17 protein-coding genes are annotated in these 15,336 nt (G+C 60.3%); all 17 read left to right on the top strand.

Going from position 1 to position 15,336, the window contains the following annotated elements:
- Positions 1–35: 35 nt before the first annotated feature.
- Positions 36–422, top strand: coding sequence for a Fe-S cluster assembly scaffold IscU (gene iscU, locus BLU52_RS19545; RefSeq protein ID WP_003227907.1), 387 nt, complete (start codon positions 36–38; stop codon positions 420–422).
- Positions 423–446: 24 nt separating this feature from the next.
- On the top strand, positions 447–770 hold the full coding sequence (gene iscA / locus BLU52_RS19540; RefSeq protein ID WP_030139597.1) for an iron-sulfur cluster assembly protein IscA: 324 nt from the start codon (positions 447–449) through the stop codon (positions 768–770).
- Positions 771–778: 8 nt separating this feature from the next.
- A complete protein-coding gene (gene hscB / locus BLU52_RS19535; RefSeq protein ID WP_016773325.1) occupies positions 779–1,300 on the top strand; it encodes a co-chaperone HscB in 522 nt (173 codons plus the stop codon).
- A gap of 51 nt (positions 1,301–1,351) precedes the next feature.
- Complete coding sequence (gene hscA, locus BLU52_RS19530; RefSeq protein WP_090286033.1) at positions 1,352–3,217, top strand: Fe-S protein assembly chaperone HscA; 1,866 nt, start codon at positions 1,352–1,354, stop codon at positions 3,215–3,217.
- Positions 3,217–3,558 (top strand): ISC system 2Fe-2S type ferredoxin, encoded by a 342-nt coding sequence (gene fdx, locus BLU52_RS19525; RefSeq protein ID WP_007916885.1) that lies wholly within the window; start codon positions 3,217–3,219, stop codon positions 3,556–3,558. Before hscA ends, fdx begins: the two co-directional genes overlap by 1 nt.
- A 14-nt stretch (positions 3,559–3,572) precedes the next feature.
- Positions 3,573–3,773, top strand: a complete 201-nt coding sequence (gene iscX, locus BLU52_RS19520) for a Fe-S cluster assembly protein IscX (protein WP_047296339.1) — start codon at positions 3,573–3,575, stop codon at positions 3,771–3,773.
- 87 nt (positions 3,774–3,860) lie between these two features.
- Positions 3,861–4,286, top strand: coding sequence for a nucleoside-diphosphate kinase (gene ndk / locus BLU52_RS19515; RefSeq protein WP_024014216.1), 426 nt, complete (start codon positions 3,861–3,863; stop codon positions 4,284–4,286).
- Between the two features lie 28 nt (positions 4,287–4,314).
- Positions 4,315–5,463: a 23S rRNA (adenine(2503)-C(2))-methyltransferase RlmN gene (gene rlmN, locus BLU52_RS19510; RefSeq protein WP_090286031.1), complete on the top strand. Its 1,149-nt coding sequence runs from the start codon at positions 4,315–4,317 to the stop codon at positions 5,461–5,463.
- 12 nt (positions 5,464–5,475) lie between these two features.
- On the top strand, positions 5,476–6,234 hold the full coding sequence (gene pilW, locus BLU52_RS19505; protein WP_090286029.1) for a type IV pilus biogenesis/stability protein PilW: 759 nt from the start codon (positions 5,476–5,478) through the stop codon (positions 6,232–6,234).
- Positions 6,234–7,274 carry a RodZ domain-containing protein gene (locus tag BLU52_RS19500; RefSeq protein ID WP_090286027.1) on the top strand — a complete coding sequence of 347 codons (1,041 nt, stop codon included), beginning with the start codon at positions 6,234–6,236 and terminating at the stop codon, positions 7,272–7,274. The genes pilW and BLU52_RS19500 overlap by 1 nt, the downstream gene beginning before the upstream one ends.
- A 3-nt stretch (positions 7,275–7,277) precedes the next feature.
- Entirely contained in the window at positions 7,278–8,387 is a 1,110-nt protein-coding gene (ispG, locus tag BLU52_RS19495; RefSeq protein ID WP_090286025.1) for a flavodoxin-dependent (E)-4-hydroxy-3-methylbut-2-enyl-diphosphate synthase, read from the top strand.
- A gap of 22 nt (positions 8,388–8,409) precedes the next feature.
- Entirely contained in the window at positions 8,410–9,699 is a 1,290-nt protein-coding gene (gene hisS / locus BLU52_RS19490; RefSeq protein WP_090286022.1) for a histidine--tRNA ligase, read from the top strand.
- A gap of 41 nt (positions 9,700–9,740) precedes the next feature.
- Complete coding sequence (locus BLU52_RS19485; RefSeq protein ID WP_090286019.1) at positions 9,741–10,382, top strand: tetratricopeptide repeat protein; 642 nt, start codon at positions 9,741–9,743, stop codon at positions 10,380–10,382.
- Positions 10,375–11,526 (top strand): outer membrane protein assembly factor BamB, encoded by a 1,152-nt coding sequence (gene bamB, locus BLU52_RS19480; protein ID WP_090286018.1) that lies wholly within the window; start codon positions 10,375–10,377, stop codon positions 11,524–11,526. Before BLU52_RS19485 ends, bamB begins: the two co-directional genes overlap by 8 nt.
- A gap of 236 nt (positions 11,527–11,762) precedes the next feature.
- Positions 11,763–13,235 (top strand): ribosome biogenesis GTPase Der, encoded by a 1,473-nt coding sequence (der, locus tag BLU52_RS19470; RefSeq protein WP_090286015.1) that lies wholly within the window; start codon positions 11,763–11,765, stop codon positions 13,233–13,235.
- Between the two features lie 145 nt (positions 13,236–13,380).
- A complete protein-coding gene (locus BLU52_RS19465; RefSeq protein ID WP_090286013.1) occupies positions 13,381–14,529 on the top strand; it encodes a pyridoxal phosphate-dependent aminotransferase in 1,149 nt (382 codons plus the stop codon).
- The gene (locus tag BLU52_RS19460; protein WP_090286011.1) at positions 14,517–15,308 is read left to right on the top strand and encodes an amidohydrolase; all 792 of its coding nucleotides are present in this window, start codon (positions 14,517–14,519) and stop codon (positions 15,306–15,308) included. The genes BLU52_RS19465 and BLU52_RS19460 overlap by 13 nt, the downstream gene beginning before the upstream one ends.
- The last annotated feature ends 28 nt before the right edge of the window (positions 15,309–15,336 follow it).

Below are 15,336 nucleotides of genomic sequence, written 5' to 3'. Positions count from 1 at the left end.
TCAAGAGCGGCCCTGATGAGTGAGGATTGAGAATCATGGCTTACAGCGAAAAGGTCATCGACCACTACGAAAACCCGCGCAACGTCGGCAAGATGAACGCGGAAGATCCTGATGTCGGCACCGGCATGGTCGGCGCTCCGGCGTGCGGCGACGTGATGCGTCTGCAAATCAAGGTCAACGACCAGGGCGTTATCGAAGACGCCAAGTTCAAGACCTACGGCTGCGGTTCGGCTATCGCTTCCAGCTCCCTCGCCACCGAGTGGATGAAGGGCAAGACCCTGGATGAAGCTGAAACCATCAAGAACACTCAGCTGGCCGAAGAACTGGCCCTGCCGCCAGTGAAAATCCACTGCTCGGTACTGGCTGAAGACGCTATCAAAGCGGCTGTTCGCGATTACAAGCAAAAGAAAGGCTTGATCTGATCCGCGTTACGGTAAGGAGTTTTCATGGCAATCCAGATGACAGAAGCGGCAGCTAAGCATGTGCAGCGTTCCCTTGCAGGGCGCGGCAAGGGCGAGGGTATCCGCCTGGGTGTTCGCACCACGGGCTGTTCCGGCCTCGCCTATGTACTGGAATTCGTCGACGAAGTCGGTGAAGACGATCAGGTTTTCGAAAGTCATGGTCAGAAAGTGATCATCGACCCGAAAAGCCTGACCTACCTGGACGGCACCGAGCTCGATTTCGTCAAGGAAGGGTTGAACGAAGGCTTCAAGTTCAACAACCCCAACGTACGCGGTGAATGTGGCTGCGGCGAAAGCTTCAACATCTGAGGCTTGTCGTGGGTATTCCTTGTCATTTCGCTTTATTCGAGCTTCAACCGAGCTTCCGTCTGGATCTCGAACAGTTGGCCACGCGCTATCGCGAGCTGGCGCGCGGGGTTCATCCGGACCGCTTCGCTGACGCTTCCGAGCGCGAGCAGCGTTCGGCGCTCGAGCAGTCGGCACGGCTCAACGACGCCTATCAGACGCTCAAGAGCCCGGCCCAGCGCGCACGCTACCTGCTGAAAATCAGTGGGCATGAAGTGCCGATGGAAGTCACTGTCCACGATCCCGAGTTTCTTTTGCAGCAGATGCAATGGCGCGAAGAGCTCGAAGACCTGCAGGACAGTGCCGATCTCGACGGTGTCGCGGTATTCAAGCGTCGCCTCAAGGCCGCTCAGGAACAGCTCAATGAAAGCTTCGCAGCCTGTTGGGATGATGCAGCGCAACGCGAACAGGCCGAACGCCTGATGCGGCGCATGCAGTTCCTCGACAAGCTCACCTACGAAGTGCGCCAGCTAGAAGAGCGCCTCGACGATTAACCCAGTGCTGCCCTGATTGCACGCCTGATAGACAGACAAGACCTGATTACCATGGCTCTACTGCAGATCGCCGAACCCGGCCAAAGTCCTCAACCGCACCAGCGTCGTCTGGCTGTCGGCATCGACCTGGGCACTACCAATTCTCTCGTCGCTGCTTTGCGCAGCGGTGTCTCCGAACCGCTGGCCGATGCCGACGGGCAGGTCATCCTGCCGTCCGCCGTGCGTTATCACGCCGACCGCATCGAAGTCGGCGAGTCGGCCAAGCTGGCCGCCGCCGCAGATCCTTTGAACACCGTGCTGTCGGTCAAGCGCTTGATGGGTCGAGGTCTGTCCGACGTCAAGCAATTGGGCGAGCAACTGCCGTACCGCTTTGTCGGCGGCGAGTCGCACATGCCGTTCATCGACACGATCCAGGGCCCGAAAAGCCCGGTCGAAGTCTCCGCCGATATCCTCAAAGTCCTGCGTCAGCGCGCTGAGGCGACCCTGGGTGGCGAGCTGGTCGGCGCGGTGATTACCGTTCCTGCCTATTTCGACGATGCCCAGCGTCAGGCCACCAAAGATGCGGCAAAACTCGCCGGTCTCAACGTGCTGCGTCTGCTCAACGAGCCGACCGCCGCTGCTGTGGCGTACGGCCTCGACCAGCACGCCGAAGGTCTGGTCGCGATTTATGATCTGGGCGGCGGCACCTTCGATATTTCGATTCTGCGTCTGACCGGCGGTGTGTTCGAGGTTCTGGCCACTGGCGGCGACAGCGCGCTGGGCGGCGATGACTTCGATCATGCGATTGCCGGCTGGATCATCGAGAGTGCCGGCCTGTCCGCCGACCTCGATCCCGGCGCACAACGCAATCTGCTGCAAACCGCTTGCGCGGCCAAAGAAGCCCTGACCGATGCGGCCAGTGTTGAAGTGGCTTATGGCGACTGGAAGGCCCAGCTGACTCGCGAAGCCTTCGATGCGCTGATCGAGCCGATGGTCGCGCGCAGCCTGAAAGCCTGCCGCCGCGCCGTTCGCGATTCTGGCATCGAGCTGGAAGACGTCCACGCTGTGGTCATGGTCGGCGGTTCGACCCGTGTGCCGCGTGTTCGCGAAGCGGTCGCCGAAGCCTTTGGTCGCCAGCCGTTGACCGAAATCGACCCGGATCAAGTGGTGGCCATCGGGGCTGCGATCCAGGCTGACACCTTGGCCGGCAACAAGCGCGATGGCGGCGAACTGCTGCTGCTCGATGTGATTCCATTGTCCCTTGGCCTGGAAACCATGGGCGGCCTGATGGAGAAGGTGATTCCGCGCAACACCACCATTCCCGTCGCTCGCGCGCAAGATTTCACCACCTACAAAGACGGCCAGTCGGCCATGGCGATCCACGTGCTGCAGGGTGAGCGCGAGCTGATCAGCGATTGCCGCTCACTGGCGCGCTTCGAATTGCGCGGTATTCCGGCGATGGTCGCTGGCGCGGCGAAGATTCGCGTGACCTTCCAGGTCGATGCCGATGGTTTGCTCAGCGTCTCTGCCCGTGAGTTGGGTTCGGGCGTCGAGGCGAGCATTCAGGTCAAGCCGTCCTACGGGCTGACAGACGGCGAAATCGCCAAAATGCTCAAGGATTCGTTCCAGTACGCCAGTGACGACAAGGTCGCCCGCGTTCTGCGTGAGCAGCAAGTCGATGCCCAGCGCCTGCTCGAAGCGGTGCAGGGCGCTCTGGAGGCGGATGGCGAGCGTTTGCTCGACGCCGAAGAGCGCATGGTCATCGACCTGCAGATGCAAGAACTGGTCGAACTGATGAAAGGCACCGATGGTTATGCCATCGAGCAGCAGACCAAGCGTCTGTCGCAAGTGACCGATGCTTTTGCTGCCCGCCGCATGGATCAGACGGTCAAAGCCGCTCTGTCGGGGCGCAACCTGAATGAAATCGAGGATATCTGATGCCGCAGGTCATTTTTCTGCCACACGAGAAGTTCTGCCCTGAAGGCATGGTGGTCGAGGCTGCGCCCGGCACCTCGATTCTCGAATTGGCCCACGAACACCACATCGAGATGGAAAGTGCCTGCGGCGGCGTCTGCGCCTGCACCACGTGCCACTGCATCATCCGCGAGGGTTTCGACTCGATGGAAGAGGCCGATGAGCTGGAAGAAGATTTCCTCGATCGCGCCTGGGGCCTGGAAGCGCAATCGCGTCTGGCCTGTCAGGCCATCGTCGGTGAAGAAGACATCACCGTCGAGATCCCGAAATATTCGCTTAACCATGCGGCCGAAGCGCCGCACTGACTGGTAATACTGTCATGAGCTACGGTTGGAATGATGTTCAACGCATTGCCGAAGAGCTGGCCGAGGCCCACGAAGGGCTCGATCCGTACTCGGTAGGTTTCGTCCGTCTGCAGCAAATGATCCTTGAGCTGCCTGACTTCGACAGCACTTCTGGCCGGGTCGGCGAGAAGGTGCTGGAAGCGGTTCAGGAGCTTTGGGCAGCAGAATTGGACTGATCGTCTCGCAGGTTAGGCAATACCCAAGAACCCGCGTATAATTCGCGGGTTTAATTTTTCGCAAATTACCGTTTCTGGAGTTACACCATGGCTGTTCAACGTACTTTCTCCATCATCAAGCCTGACGCCGTTGCTAAAAACGTGATCGGCAAGATCACCACTCGCTTCGAAGACGCTGGCCTGCGCGTTGTAGCTTCGAAACTGAAGCAACTGTCCAAAGCCGAAGCCGAAGGCTTCTACGCTGAGCACAGCGAGCGCGGTTTCTTCGGTGACCTGGTTGCTTTCATGACTTCCGGCCCGGTTGTCGTTCAGGTTCTGGAAGGCGAGAACGCCATCGCTCGCAACCGTGAGCTGATGGGCGCTACCAACCCTAAAGAAGCGGCTGCCGGCACTATCCGTGCTGACTTCGCCGAGTCGATCGACGCCAACGCCGTTCACGGTTCGGACTCCGAAGCCGCTGCTGCTCGCGAAATCGCTTACTTCTTCGCAGCTACTGAAGTAACCACTCGCTAAGCATTGGCTTAAGAGTGAAGGTGAATCCATGACGACATCGACTGTGAAAACCAACCTGCTGGGTCTGACCCAGCCGGAAATGGAAAAATTCTTCGACTCAATCGGGGAGAAGCGTTTCCGTGCCGGTCAGGTAATGAAATGGATTCACCACTTTGGCGTCGATGATTTCGACGCCATGACGAACGTCAGCAAGGCCTTGCGCGACAAGCTCAAGGCCATTGCCGAAGTGCGTGGTCCGGAAGTAGTCAGCGAGGACATCTCCAGCGACGGTACCCGTAAATGGGTGGTGCGCGTGGCGTCCGGCAGCTGCGTCGAGACCGTGTACATTCCCCAGGGCAAACGCGGCACTCTGTGCGTTTCGTCCCAGGCAGGCTGTGCCCTGGACTGCAGTTTCTGCTCCACCGGCAAGCAAGGCTTCAACAGCAACCTCACCGCCGCCGAAGTCATCGGTCAGGTGTGGATTGCCAACAAATCTTTCGGCAGCGTCCCGGCCACCGTCGACCGCGCCATCACCAACGTGGTGATGATGGGCATGGGCGAGCCGTTGCTGAACTTCGACAACGTCGTCGCCGCCATGCATCTGATGATGGATGACCTCGGCTACGGGATCTCCAAGCGCCGCGTGACCCTGTCCACCTCGGGCGTGGTGCCGATGATCGATGAGCTGGCCAAGCACATCGACGTGTCTCTGGCGTTGTCCCTGCATGCACCGAATGACGCATTGCGTAACCAATTGGTGCCGATCAACAAGAAGTATCCGCTTAAGATGCTGCTCGAGTCGTGCCAGCGCTACATGTCCGCCCTCGGCGAGAAACGTGTGCTGACCATTGAGTACACCTTGCTCAAGGACGTCAACGACAAGCTTGAGCATGCGGTGGAAATGATCGAGTTGCTGAAAGACATCCCGTGCAAGATCAACCTGATCCCGTTTAACCCGTTCCCGCATTCCGGGTACGAGCGGCCAAGCAACAACGCCATTCGCCGCTTTCAGGATCAGTTGCATCAGGCCGGTTTCAACGTCACCGTGCGCACCACCCGTGGTGAAGACATCGACGCTGCATGTGGTCAATTGGTAGGGCAGGTGCTGGATCGCACCCGTCGCAGTGAACGTTACATCGCTGTGCGTGAGTTGAGCGCCGACAGTGATCTGGCTCAGAACGCCACGAACACTCACTAAGAGAGGATCTCTATGTCCCTGCGCTTTGCGCTGCTGTTGCTGTTGGCCAGCCTGTGTGCTGGTTGTGTCCTGTCGGGTGACTACAACCCGATGAAGACCAGCAAGGGCCGCGATGAAGCGCGGGCTGCCTACGTGCAGTTGGGCCTGGGTTACCTGCAGCAGGGGATGACCGAGCGGGCCAAGGTGCCATTGAAAAAGGCCCTGGAACTCGACGATTCCGATCCAGACGCCAATGCGGCGCTCGGTCTGGTGTTTCAGTCCGAGATGGAGCCCCAGCTGGCCGACGAGCACTTTCGCAAGGCCTTGTCCTCGCGTCCCGCCGATGCGCGCATCCTCAACAACTACGGCAGTTTTCTCTACGAAGAACAGCGCTATAAAGAAGCCTACGAGCGATTTGAACAGGCTGCCGCCGATACCCTGTATCCTGAGCGTTCGCGGGTGTTCGAGAACCTCGGCATGACTGCAGCGAAGCTTGGGCAGCGCGATCTGGCGCAGCAGCAACTGGAAAAAGCCCTGCGTTTGAACCGTCAACAACCGCGCGCGCTGCTGGAAATGGCTGAGTTGTCCTTCGAAGACAGGCATTATGTGCCCGCGCGTGACTTCTACGACCGTTTCAGCCAGTTGACCGAACAGAATGCACGTAGTCTATTGCTCGGCGTTCGGCTGGCAAAAGTGTTTGAAGATCGCGACAAGGCCGCCAGTTACGGCCTGCAATTAAAACGACTCTATCCCGGTACGCCGGAATATCAGCAATACCTGTCGGAGCAATGATGAAAGCGGCGCATCCCGAAGTTGTAGCAGCGAATCGCGTTAACCCCGGTGAGACCCTGCGCCAGGCCCGCGAAAGCAATGGCTGGTCGCTGGCCGAAGTGGCCCTCAAGCTCAACCTCACCGTGACTTCCCTGAGCAATCTTGAAGCCGGCGCGTTCGACAAGCTGCCGGGGCATACCTTCGCCCGCGGCTACATTCGCGCCTATGCCAAATTGCTCGGCATGGACCAGAGCGTGCTGGTCCAGCAATTCGACCAGTCCACCGGCACCGATTCCCAGGGCAGCAACGTTCACGCCCTCGGTCGTATCGAAGAGCCGGTGCGGGTTTCCCACACCATTTTGCGTATCGTCAGCCTGCTGTTGCTGATCGCGGTCATCGGCGGCGGTTTCGTCTGGTGGCAGGATCAGACCTCGCTGCGCACCAAGGATCTGGCCGCTCTCGCACCGGAGCACGTCGAAGTTGAAGGCGCGGACGGCACCACGCAGATTCATCCGATCGACGAGCCGGAAGATCAGGCTGTCGAAGAAAACCAGGCCGACAGCTCGACCGCGCTGGCATTGCCGCAATCCGAAACCAGCGCCGAATCGACCGGTGCCGAAGCCACTGCGCCGGCCACCGCGCCAGCAGCACCGGTGGCTCCGAGCGTCGCGCCGACCGCCCCGGCTCATACCACAGCGCCAACCGTTGCCGCGCCCGCCGCTCCGGTGCCAAATGTCGCAACGCCGGCGCCAACCGTCGCCGCTCCAACCGCGCCCGTCGCACCTGCGGCCAGCCCTGAAGCGGCTGCCCCGGTTGCCGGCGAAGGTCAGGTCCAGCTGCAATTCAGCGCCGATTGCTGGGCGCAGGTGACCGACGGCCGTGGCAAGGTGATTTTCAGCGGTCTGAAACACAAAGGCGACAGCGTGACCGTGGCCGGCAAGCCGCCGCTCAACGTCCGCCTGGGTGTCGCTCGCGCCGCACAGGTCAGCTACAACGGCCAGCCGGTCGATATCGCTCCGTTCACCAGTGGCGAGACTGCTCGCCTGAAGTTGGGTCAATAAGTCATGCACGGCGAATCTCCAATCAAACGTCGCGTTTCGCGCAAGATCTGGGTCGGCAACGTACCGGTGGGCGGCGATGCGCCGATCGCGGTGCAGAGCATGACCAACAGCGACACCAATGACGTCGCCGCCACCGTTGCGCAGATCAACCGTCTGGAAGCCGCCGGCGTCGACATCGTTCGCGTTTCGGTGCCGGACATGGACGCCGCCGAGGCGTTCGGCAAGATCAAGCAGCTGGTCAAGGTGCCGCTGGTGGCCGACATTCACTTCGATTACCGCATTGCCTTGCGCGTGGCCGAACTGGGTGTGGACTGTCTGCGCATCAACCCGGGCAACATCGGTCGCGAAGACCGTGTGCGTGCGGTGGTCGATGCCGCGCGTGATCGTGGCATTCCGATCCGCATCGGCGTCAACGCCGGCTCGCTGGAAAAAGACCTGCAAAAGAAATACGGCGAACCGACCCCGGCGGCGCTGGTTGAATCCGCTTTGCGTCACGTTGAACACCTTGAACGCCTGAATTTCCAGGACTTCAAGGTCAGCGTGAAGGCTTCCGATGTGTTCATGGCCGTCGAAGCCTACCGCCTGCTGGCGAAAGAAATCGTCCAGCCGCTGCACCTGGGTATCACCGAAGCCGGGGGATTGCGTTCGGGCACAGTGAAATCCGCCGTCGGCCTAGGTATGCTGCTCGCCGAAGGGATTGGCGATACTATCCGCATCTCGCTGGCGGCCGACCCGGTCGAGGAAGTGAAGGTCGGTTACGACATTCTCAAGTCTTTGCATCTGCGTTCCCGTGGCATCAACTTCATCGCCTGCCCGAGCTGCTCGCGGCAGAACTTCGATGTGGTGAAAACCATGAACGAGCTGGAAGGGCGCCTTGAAGACCTGCTGGTCCCGCTGGATGTCGCGGTGATCGGTTGCGTGGTCAACGGCCCCGGCGAAGCCAAGGAAGCCCACATCGGCTTGACCGGCGGCACGCCAAACCTGATTTACATCGATGGCAAGCCGTCGCAGAAACTGACGAATGACAATCTGGTGGATGAGCTGGAACGGCTGATCCGCGAGAAAGCGGCCGAAAAGGTCGAAGCTGACGCAGCGGTTATCGCGCGCGGCTGATCGAACGAATTAAGGAATTTTTGTGAGCAAGTCTCTGCAAGCCATTCGTGGCATGAACGACATCCTGCCCGAACAGACCCCGTTGTGGCGTTATTTCGAGGGCACTGTTGCGCGTCTGCTGGACAACTACGGTTACAAGCAGATCCGCATGCCGATCGTCGAGTTCACCGAGCTGTTCAAGCGCTCGATCGGTGAAGTGACCGATATCGTCGAAAAAGAGATGTACACCTTCGAAGACCGCAACGGCGATTCGCTGACCTTGCGTCCCGAAGGTACTGCCGCGTGCGTGCGCGCTGTGCTCGAACACGGCATCACCGGCGGCGGTCAGGTGCAGAAACTCTGGTACATCGGCCCGATGTTCCGCCACGAGCGTCCGCAGAAAGGCCGGTATCGTCAGTTCCACCAGATCGGTCTGGAGGTGTTCAACCTCGACGGTCCGGACATCGACGCCGAACTGATCATCATGACCTGGCGCCTGTGGGGCGAGCTGGGCATTCGTGATGCGGTCAAGCTCGAACTCAACAGCCTCGGCACCAGCGAGTCCCGCGGGCGTTATCGTGAGGCGCTGGTCGAATATCTCTCGGCGCACCACGACAAGCTCGACGAAGACAGCCAGCGCCGTCTGAAAACCAACCCGCTGCGCGTGCTCGACACCAAGAACGCCGACACTCAGGCGGTACTGGTCGATGCGCCGAAAATGGCCGACTACCTCGATGACGAATCCCGTGCTCACTTCGAAGGCCTGAAGGCGCGGCTGGACGCGGTCGGCATTCCATATGTGCTCAACCCGAAACTGGTGCGCGGCCTCGATTACTACAGCAAAACCGTTTTCGAATGGGTCACCGACAAGCTCGGCGCCCAGGGTACCGTGTGCGCGGGCGGCCGTTACGATGGTCTGGTCGAGCAGATGGGCGGCAAGCCGACCACCGGCGTCGGTTTCGCCATGGGCATCGAGCGTCTGGTGTTGATGCTCGAAACCCTCGAGCAGATCCCGGCAGAAATCTCCCGTCAGGTTGACGTCTACCTGTGCGCCTTCGGTGAGCAGGCGGAGCTGGCCGGTCTGGCCCTGGCCGAGCGGATTCGCGATCAACTTCCAAACCTGCGCCTGCAAGTCAATGCCGGCGCCGGCAGCTTCAAGAGCCAGTTCAAGAAAGCCGACAAGAGCGGTGCGCTGTACGCACTGATCCTAGGTGACGACGAGATGGCCCAGCAAGTGGTAGGTTTCAAACCCCTGCGTGGCCAGGGCGAACAACAAAGCATTGCCTGGGATGCGCTCGCCGCTCACCTGGCCACCTGCGTCGTGCAGGGTTGAAGCTGTCTTAACAGCCGATTTAGCGATTAAGGAGTATTGGGGTGTCGAGTACCGAAGACGAACAGTTGGCGGATTTGAAGGACTGGTGGACACGCAACGGCAAACCTCTGGTCACCGGCGGCCTGTTGGCGCTGGTCATCGTGTTCGGCTGGCAGGCTTATCACAAGTATCAGAGCAACCAGTCGCAAGGCGCTTCGGTGCTCTATCAGCAATTGCTGGAAACCACCCTGACGCCTGACGGCAAGCCAGACGCCGCGCGCGTTGCGGATCTGGCCGGCAAGCTCAACAGCGAATTTGGCGGTTCTGCCTACGCGCAGTACGGCAGCCTGTTCGTCGCCAAGGTCGCGGTCGACAGCGGCAAGCTGGACGACGCGGCCACCGAGCTGAAAGCCATCGTCGACAAACCGGCCAACCCGGCGCTGGGCGAGATCGCCCGGCAGCGTCTGGCGCAGGTGCTGGGCGCGCAGGACAAGACCGAAGACGCCCTGAAACTGCTCGACGGCGATGCCGACAAAGCGTTCCTGGCCACTCGCGAAGAACTCAAGGGCGACCTGCTGGTGAAGCTGGGCCGTACCGATGACGCGAACAAGGCGTATCAAAAAGCCAAGGCAGCACTGTCGGATGAAGCGGCAGTCGGTGGCCTTCAAATCAAGCTCGACGACCTGGCCAAAGGGGATGCGTGACGTGATCCGTTGGAAGCATGCAGCATTGCTGGCTCTGGCCCTTCTGGCCGCGGGTTGCAGCAGCAACAGCAAGAAAGAATTGCCACCGGCTGAACTGACCGACTTCAAAGAAGAAGTGGTTCTGCACAAGCAGTGGAGTCGTTCGATCGGTGACGGTCAGGGCGAAACCTACAACATGCTGGTACCGGCGATTGATGGTGACACCATCTACGCCGCCGATGTCACCGGCGTGGTCATGTCCATGGATCGCAGCAATGGCGACGTGAAATGGGAACAGGACCTTGAATTGCCTGTTTCCGGCGCCGTTGGCGTGGGTTACGGTCTGGTGTTGATCGGCACCCTGCGTGGCGAAGTGGTCGCTCTGGACACCAGCAACGGTGAAGAGAAGTGGCGTGCTCGCGTCAACAGTGAAGTCCTCGCGCCGCCGGCCAACAACGGTGACGTGGTCGTGGTGCAGACCCAGGACGACCGTCTGATCGGTCTGGATGCCTCCACCGGTAATCAGCGCTGGGTATATGACAGCACGCCGGCGGTACTGACCCTGCGGGGCACCAGTGCACCGCTGGTGACCAACCGCCTGGCGCTGGCTGGCCTGTCGACCGGTAAAGTGGTCGCCCTGGATATTTCCAACGGCGTGCCGGTGTGGGAACAGCGCATCGCCATTCCACAGGGTCGTTCGGAACTGGAGCGCGTGGTCGACATCGACGGCGGTCTGCTGCTGTCCGGCGGTACGCTGTACGTGGCCAGCTATCAGGGTCGCGTCGCGGCACTGGACGTGGAAAGCGGTCGTCAACTCTGGCAGCGCGATGCCTCGAGCTACGCCGGTATCGCTCAGGGGTTCGGCAGCGTCTACGTGAGTCTGTCCTCGGGCACCGTTGAAGGCGTCGATGAGCGTTCCACCACCGCATTATGGAGCAACGATGCGCTGGCTCGCCGCCAGCTGTCGGCTCCGGAAGTGTTCTCCAGCTATGTTGCAGTGGGTGACCTGGAAGGTTATCTGCACCTGCTGAGTCAGGTTGACGGTCGTTTCGTCGGCCGTGAGCGCATCGACAGCGACGGCCTGCGTGCCCGTCCGCTGGTGGTGGGTGACATGATTTATGTGTATGGCAACAGCGGCAAACTGGAAGCCCTGACCATCAAGTAACAACTATGCTTGGGGTTGACACCCCAGGCAGCTTCACTTGTGAGTAAGAAGGTGGGAGCGAGCCTGCTCGCGATGGGCGTCAACGATTACGCTGATGACCTGAATGAACGCGCTGTCCTGGCGTTTTTCGCGAGCAGGCTCGCTCCCACAGAAAACACCCACAGTGTTGCCCCGAGCACCAGCCGCTGCCTCGCAGCGGCTTTTGTATTTTCTGAAATAACGAAGTGGAGAGCCGCATGGTTCCCGTAATCGCCCTGGTGGGCCGACCGAACGTCGGCAAGTCCACCTTGTTCAACCGCCTGACTCGGACTCGCGACGCCATCGTCGGCGACCTGTCCGGTCTGACCCGTGATCGCCAGTACGGTGAGGCCAAGTGGCAAGGGCGTTCCTACATTCTGATCGACACCGGCGGTATCTCCGGTGACGAACATGGTATGGACGAAAAAATGGCCGAGCAGTCGCTGCTGGCCATTGAAGAAGCAGACGTTGTGCTGTTCCTGGTAGATGCCAAGGCCGGTTTCACCGCCGCCGACCAGATGATCGCCGAACACCTGCGCAAGCGTAACAAGCGTTCCCATGTGGTCGCCAACAAGGTCGACAACATCGACCCGGAAATGGCCCGCGCCGAATTCGCCCCGCTGGGCATGGGCCACGCGATCCCGATCGCCGGTGCTCATGGCCGTGGCATCACGCAGTTGCTCGAAGCCGCCCTGAGCGACTTCCCGCGTGACGATGACGAGCCGGCTGAAGGCGAAGAGGAAGAGATCGTTGCCGAAGGCGAGGAAGCCAAGCGCATTCCTGGCCCGAGCGAAAAAGACGGGATCAAGATCGCCATCATCGGCCGTCCGAACGTCGGTAAATCGACCCTGGTCAACCGCATGCTCGGTGAAGACCGGGTGATCGTTTATGACCAGCCCGGTACGACCCGCGACAGTATCTACATCCCGTTCGAACGCAACGAAGAAAAGTACACGCTGATCGACACCGCCGGTGTGCGCAAGCGCGGCAAGATCCACGAAGAAGTCGAAAAGTTCTCCGTGGTCAAAACCCTGCAGGCGATCAAAGACGCCAACGTGGTGATCTTCGTGATGGACGCCCGCGAAGGGGTGGTCGATCACGACCTCAACCTGCTGGGCTTCGCCATCGAGTCGGGTCGCGCGCTGGTCATTGCGATCAACAAGTGGGACGGCATGACGCCGAGCGAGCGCGACTTCGTTAAGGTCGAGCTGCAACGTCGGCTGTTCTTCGTTGACTACGCTGACATCCACTTCATCTCGGCACTGCACGGCACCGGCGTGGGCAACCTCTACGCTTCCGTACAGAACTCGTTCAAGTCGGCGGTCACCCGCTGGCCGACCAACCGTCTGACCCAGATCCTCGAAGATGCGGTAGGCGAGCACGCGCCACCGATGGTCAACAACCGTCGGATCAAGCTGCGTTATGCGCACTTGGGCGGTGCCAACCCGCCGATCATCGTGATCCACGGTAACCAGATCGAGAAAGTGCCGAAGTCGTATGTGCGCTATCTGGAGAACACTTACCGTCGTGTGCTGAAGCTGGTCGGTACGCCGATCCGCATCGAGTTCAAGGGCGGCGAAAACCCGTACGAAGGCAACAAGAACACGCTGACCGACCGCCAGGTCAACAAGAAGCGTCGCTTGATGTCGCACAACAAGAAAGCCAGCAAGAAACGCCGCGACAAGAAATAAAAAAGCAGCTTCAAGTTTCGAGCTGCAAGCTTCAAGTAAAAGCAGAGAGGGCTTCGTATGGAGCCCTTTTTTGTGGGCGCGGGTTTTTGCTTGCAGCTTGCAGCTTGAGGCTTGAAACTTGCGTTTCACCTGCAAGGGGCTTCCGATGATCACCAGCAAGCTGCCGAATTTCGGCATCACCATTTTCACGCAGATGTCTCAGCTCGCGGCGCAGACCGGGGCGATCAACCTGTCTCAGGGTTTCCCGGATTTCGACGGCCCGCAGTCGCTGCGTGACGCGGTGGGTCGGCATATCGCCAGCGGCCATAACCAGTATTCGCCGATGACCGGCCTGCCGGCGCTGCGTCAGCAGATTGCCGCGAAAATCGCGCGTAGTTACGGCGCCACTGTCGATGCCGATCACGAAGTGACCGTGACGCCCGGTGCCACGCAAGCGATCTTCTGCGCCATTCAGGCGGTTATCCACAGCGGTGACGAAGTCATCGTCTTCGACCCGGCTTACGACAGCTACGAGCCTGCGGTGGAACTGGCCGGCGGCCGCTGCGTGCACGTGCAGTTGGGCTTGCAAGATTTCTCCATCGATTTCGATCAGCTCAGTGCAGCCCTGACGCCGCGCACGCGGATGATCATTCTCAACACCCCGCACAACCCGAGTGGCGCGCTGATCAGTCGTGCCGAACTTGATCAACTGGCCGCGTTGATTCGTGATCGCGACATCTATGTGATCAGCGACGAAGTTTACGAACACCTGGTATTCGACGGTGTGCCGCATGTCAGCGTGCTGGCTCATGAGGAGCTGTATCAGCGCGCATTCGTGGTCAGCTCGTTCGGCAAGACCTACCACGTCACCGGCTGGAAAACCGGCTATGTCGTCGCACCGCCAGCGCTCACTGCCGAGCTGCGCAAGGTGCATCAGTACGTGAGTTTCTGCGGTGTCACGCCGCTGCAATACGCGCTGGCCGATTACATGGCCGAGCACCCTGAGCACGTCGAAGAGCTGCCGGGTTTCTATCAGGCCAAGCGCGACTTGTTCTGCGACCTGCTGGCGCCGTCGCGCTTCAGTTTCACTCGGGTCACCGGTACGTATTTCCAACTGGTCGACTATTCGCAGATTCGCCCAGACCTGAATGACGTCGAGATGGCCCTGTGGATGACCCGCGAACATGGCGTGGCGAGTATTCCGGTGTCGGTGTTCTACCAGAAACCGCCGCAAGGCCAGCGCCTGGTGCGTCTGTGCTTTGCCAAACGCGAGGAGACGCTGCGTGAAGCGGCGGCGAAACTATGCGTGATCTGAGTGCGTTGCCAGACCTCAACCTGGCGCTGATCCAGACCAGCCTGGCCTGGCATGACCGCCAGGCCAACCTCGAGCATTTCGAGGGGCTGCTGGAGCAGGCGCGTGGTGCCGATCTGATTATCTTGCCGGAGATGTTCACCACCGGTTTTTCCATGGAATCGGAAACCCTCGCCGAAGCCGAGAACGGCCCGACCAGCAAATGGTTGCGGGCGCAGGCGGCGAAATTCGACGCGGTGATCACCGGCAGCGTGATCATCCAGACCGCCGACGGCAGCCATCGCAACCGCCTGCTGTGGGCACGCCCGGACGGTGAGGTGCTGCATTACGACAAGCGCCATCTGTTCCGCATGGCCGGCGAACACAACCATTACACCCCCGGCGAGCGTCAGGTGCAGTTCGAATTGAAAGGCTGGCGCATTCGCCCGCTGATTTGCTACGACCTGCGTTTTCCGGTGTGGAGCCGCGACGCCCAGGACACCGACCTGCTGCTGTACACCGCCAATTGGCCGGGTGCACGGCGTCTGCACTGGAATCGCCTGTTACCGGCTCGGGCCATCGAAAACCTCTGCTATGTGGCAGCGGTGAATCGGGTTGGCACCGATGGCAAGGGCTTCGCGTATACCGGTGACAGTCAGGTGCTGGATTTCCAGGGCGAGACGTTGCTGGCGGCGGGGGAGGCGGACGGGGTGTTCAAGGTGGTGCTGGAGGCGGCGCCGTTGGCGGCTTATCGCGAGCGGTTTCCGGCGAATCTGGATGCCGACACCTTCGAATTCACTTAACCCTTTCATTGCCTGACAGGGCGCGATC

The sequence above is a fragment of the Pseudomonas granadensis genome (assembly GCF_900105485.1).
Taxonomy (GTDB): Bacteria; Pseudomonadota; Gammaproteobacteria; order Pseudomonadales; family Pseudomonadaceae; genus Aquipseudomonas; species Aquipseudomonas granadensis.
This window is presented reverse-complemented; position numbering and strand designations above follow the sequence as displayed.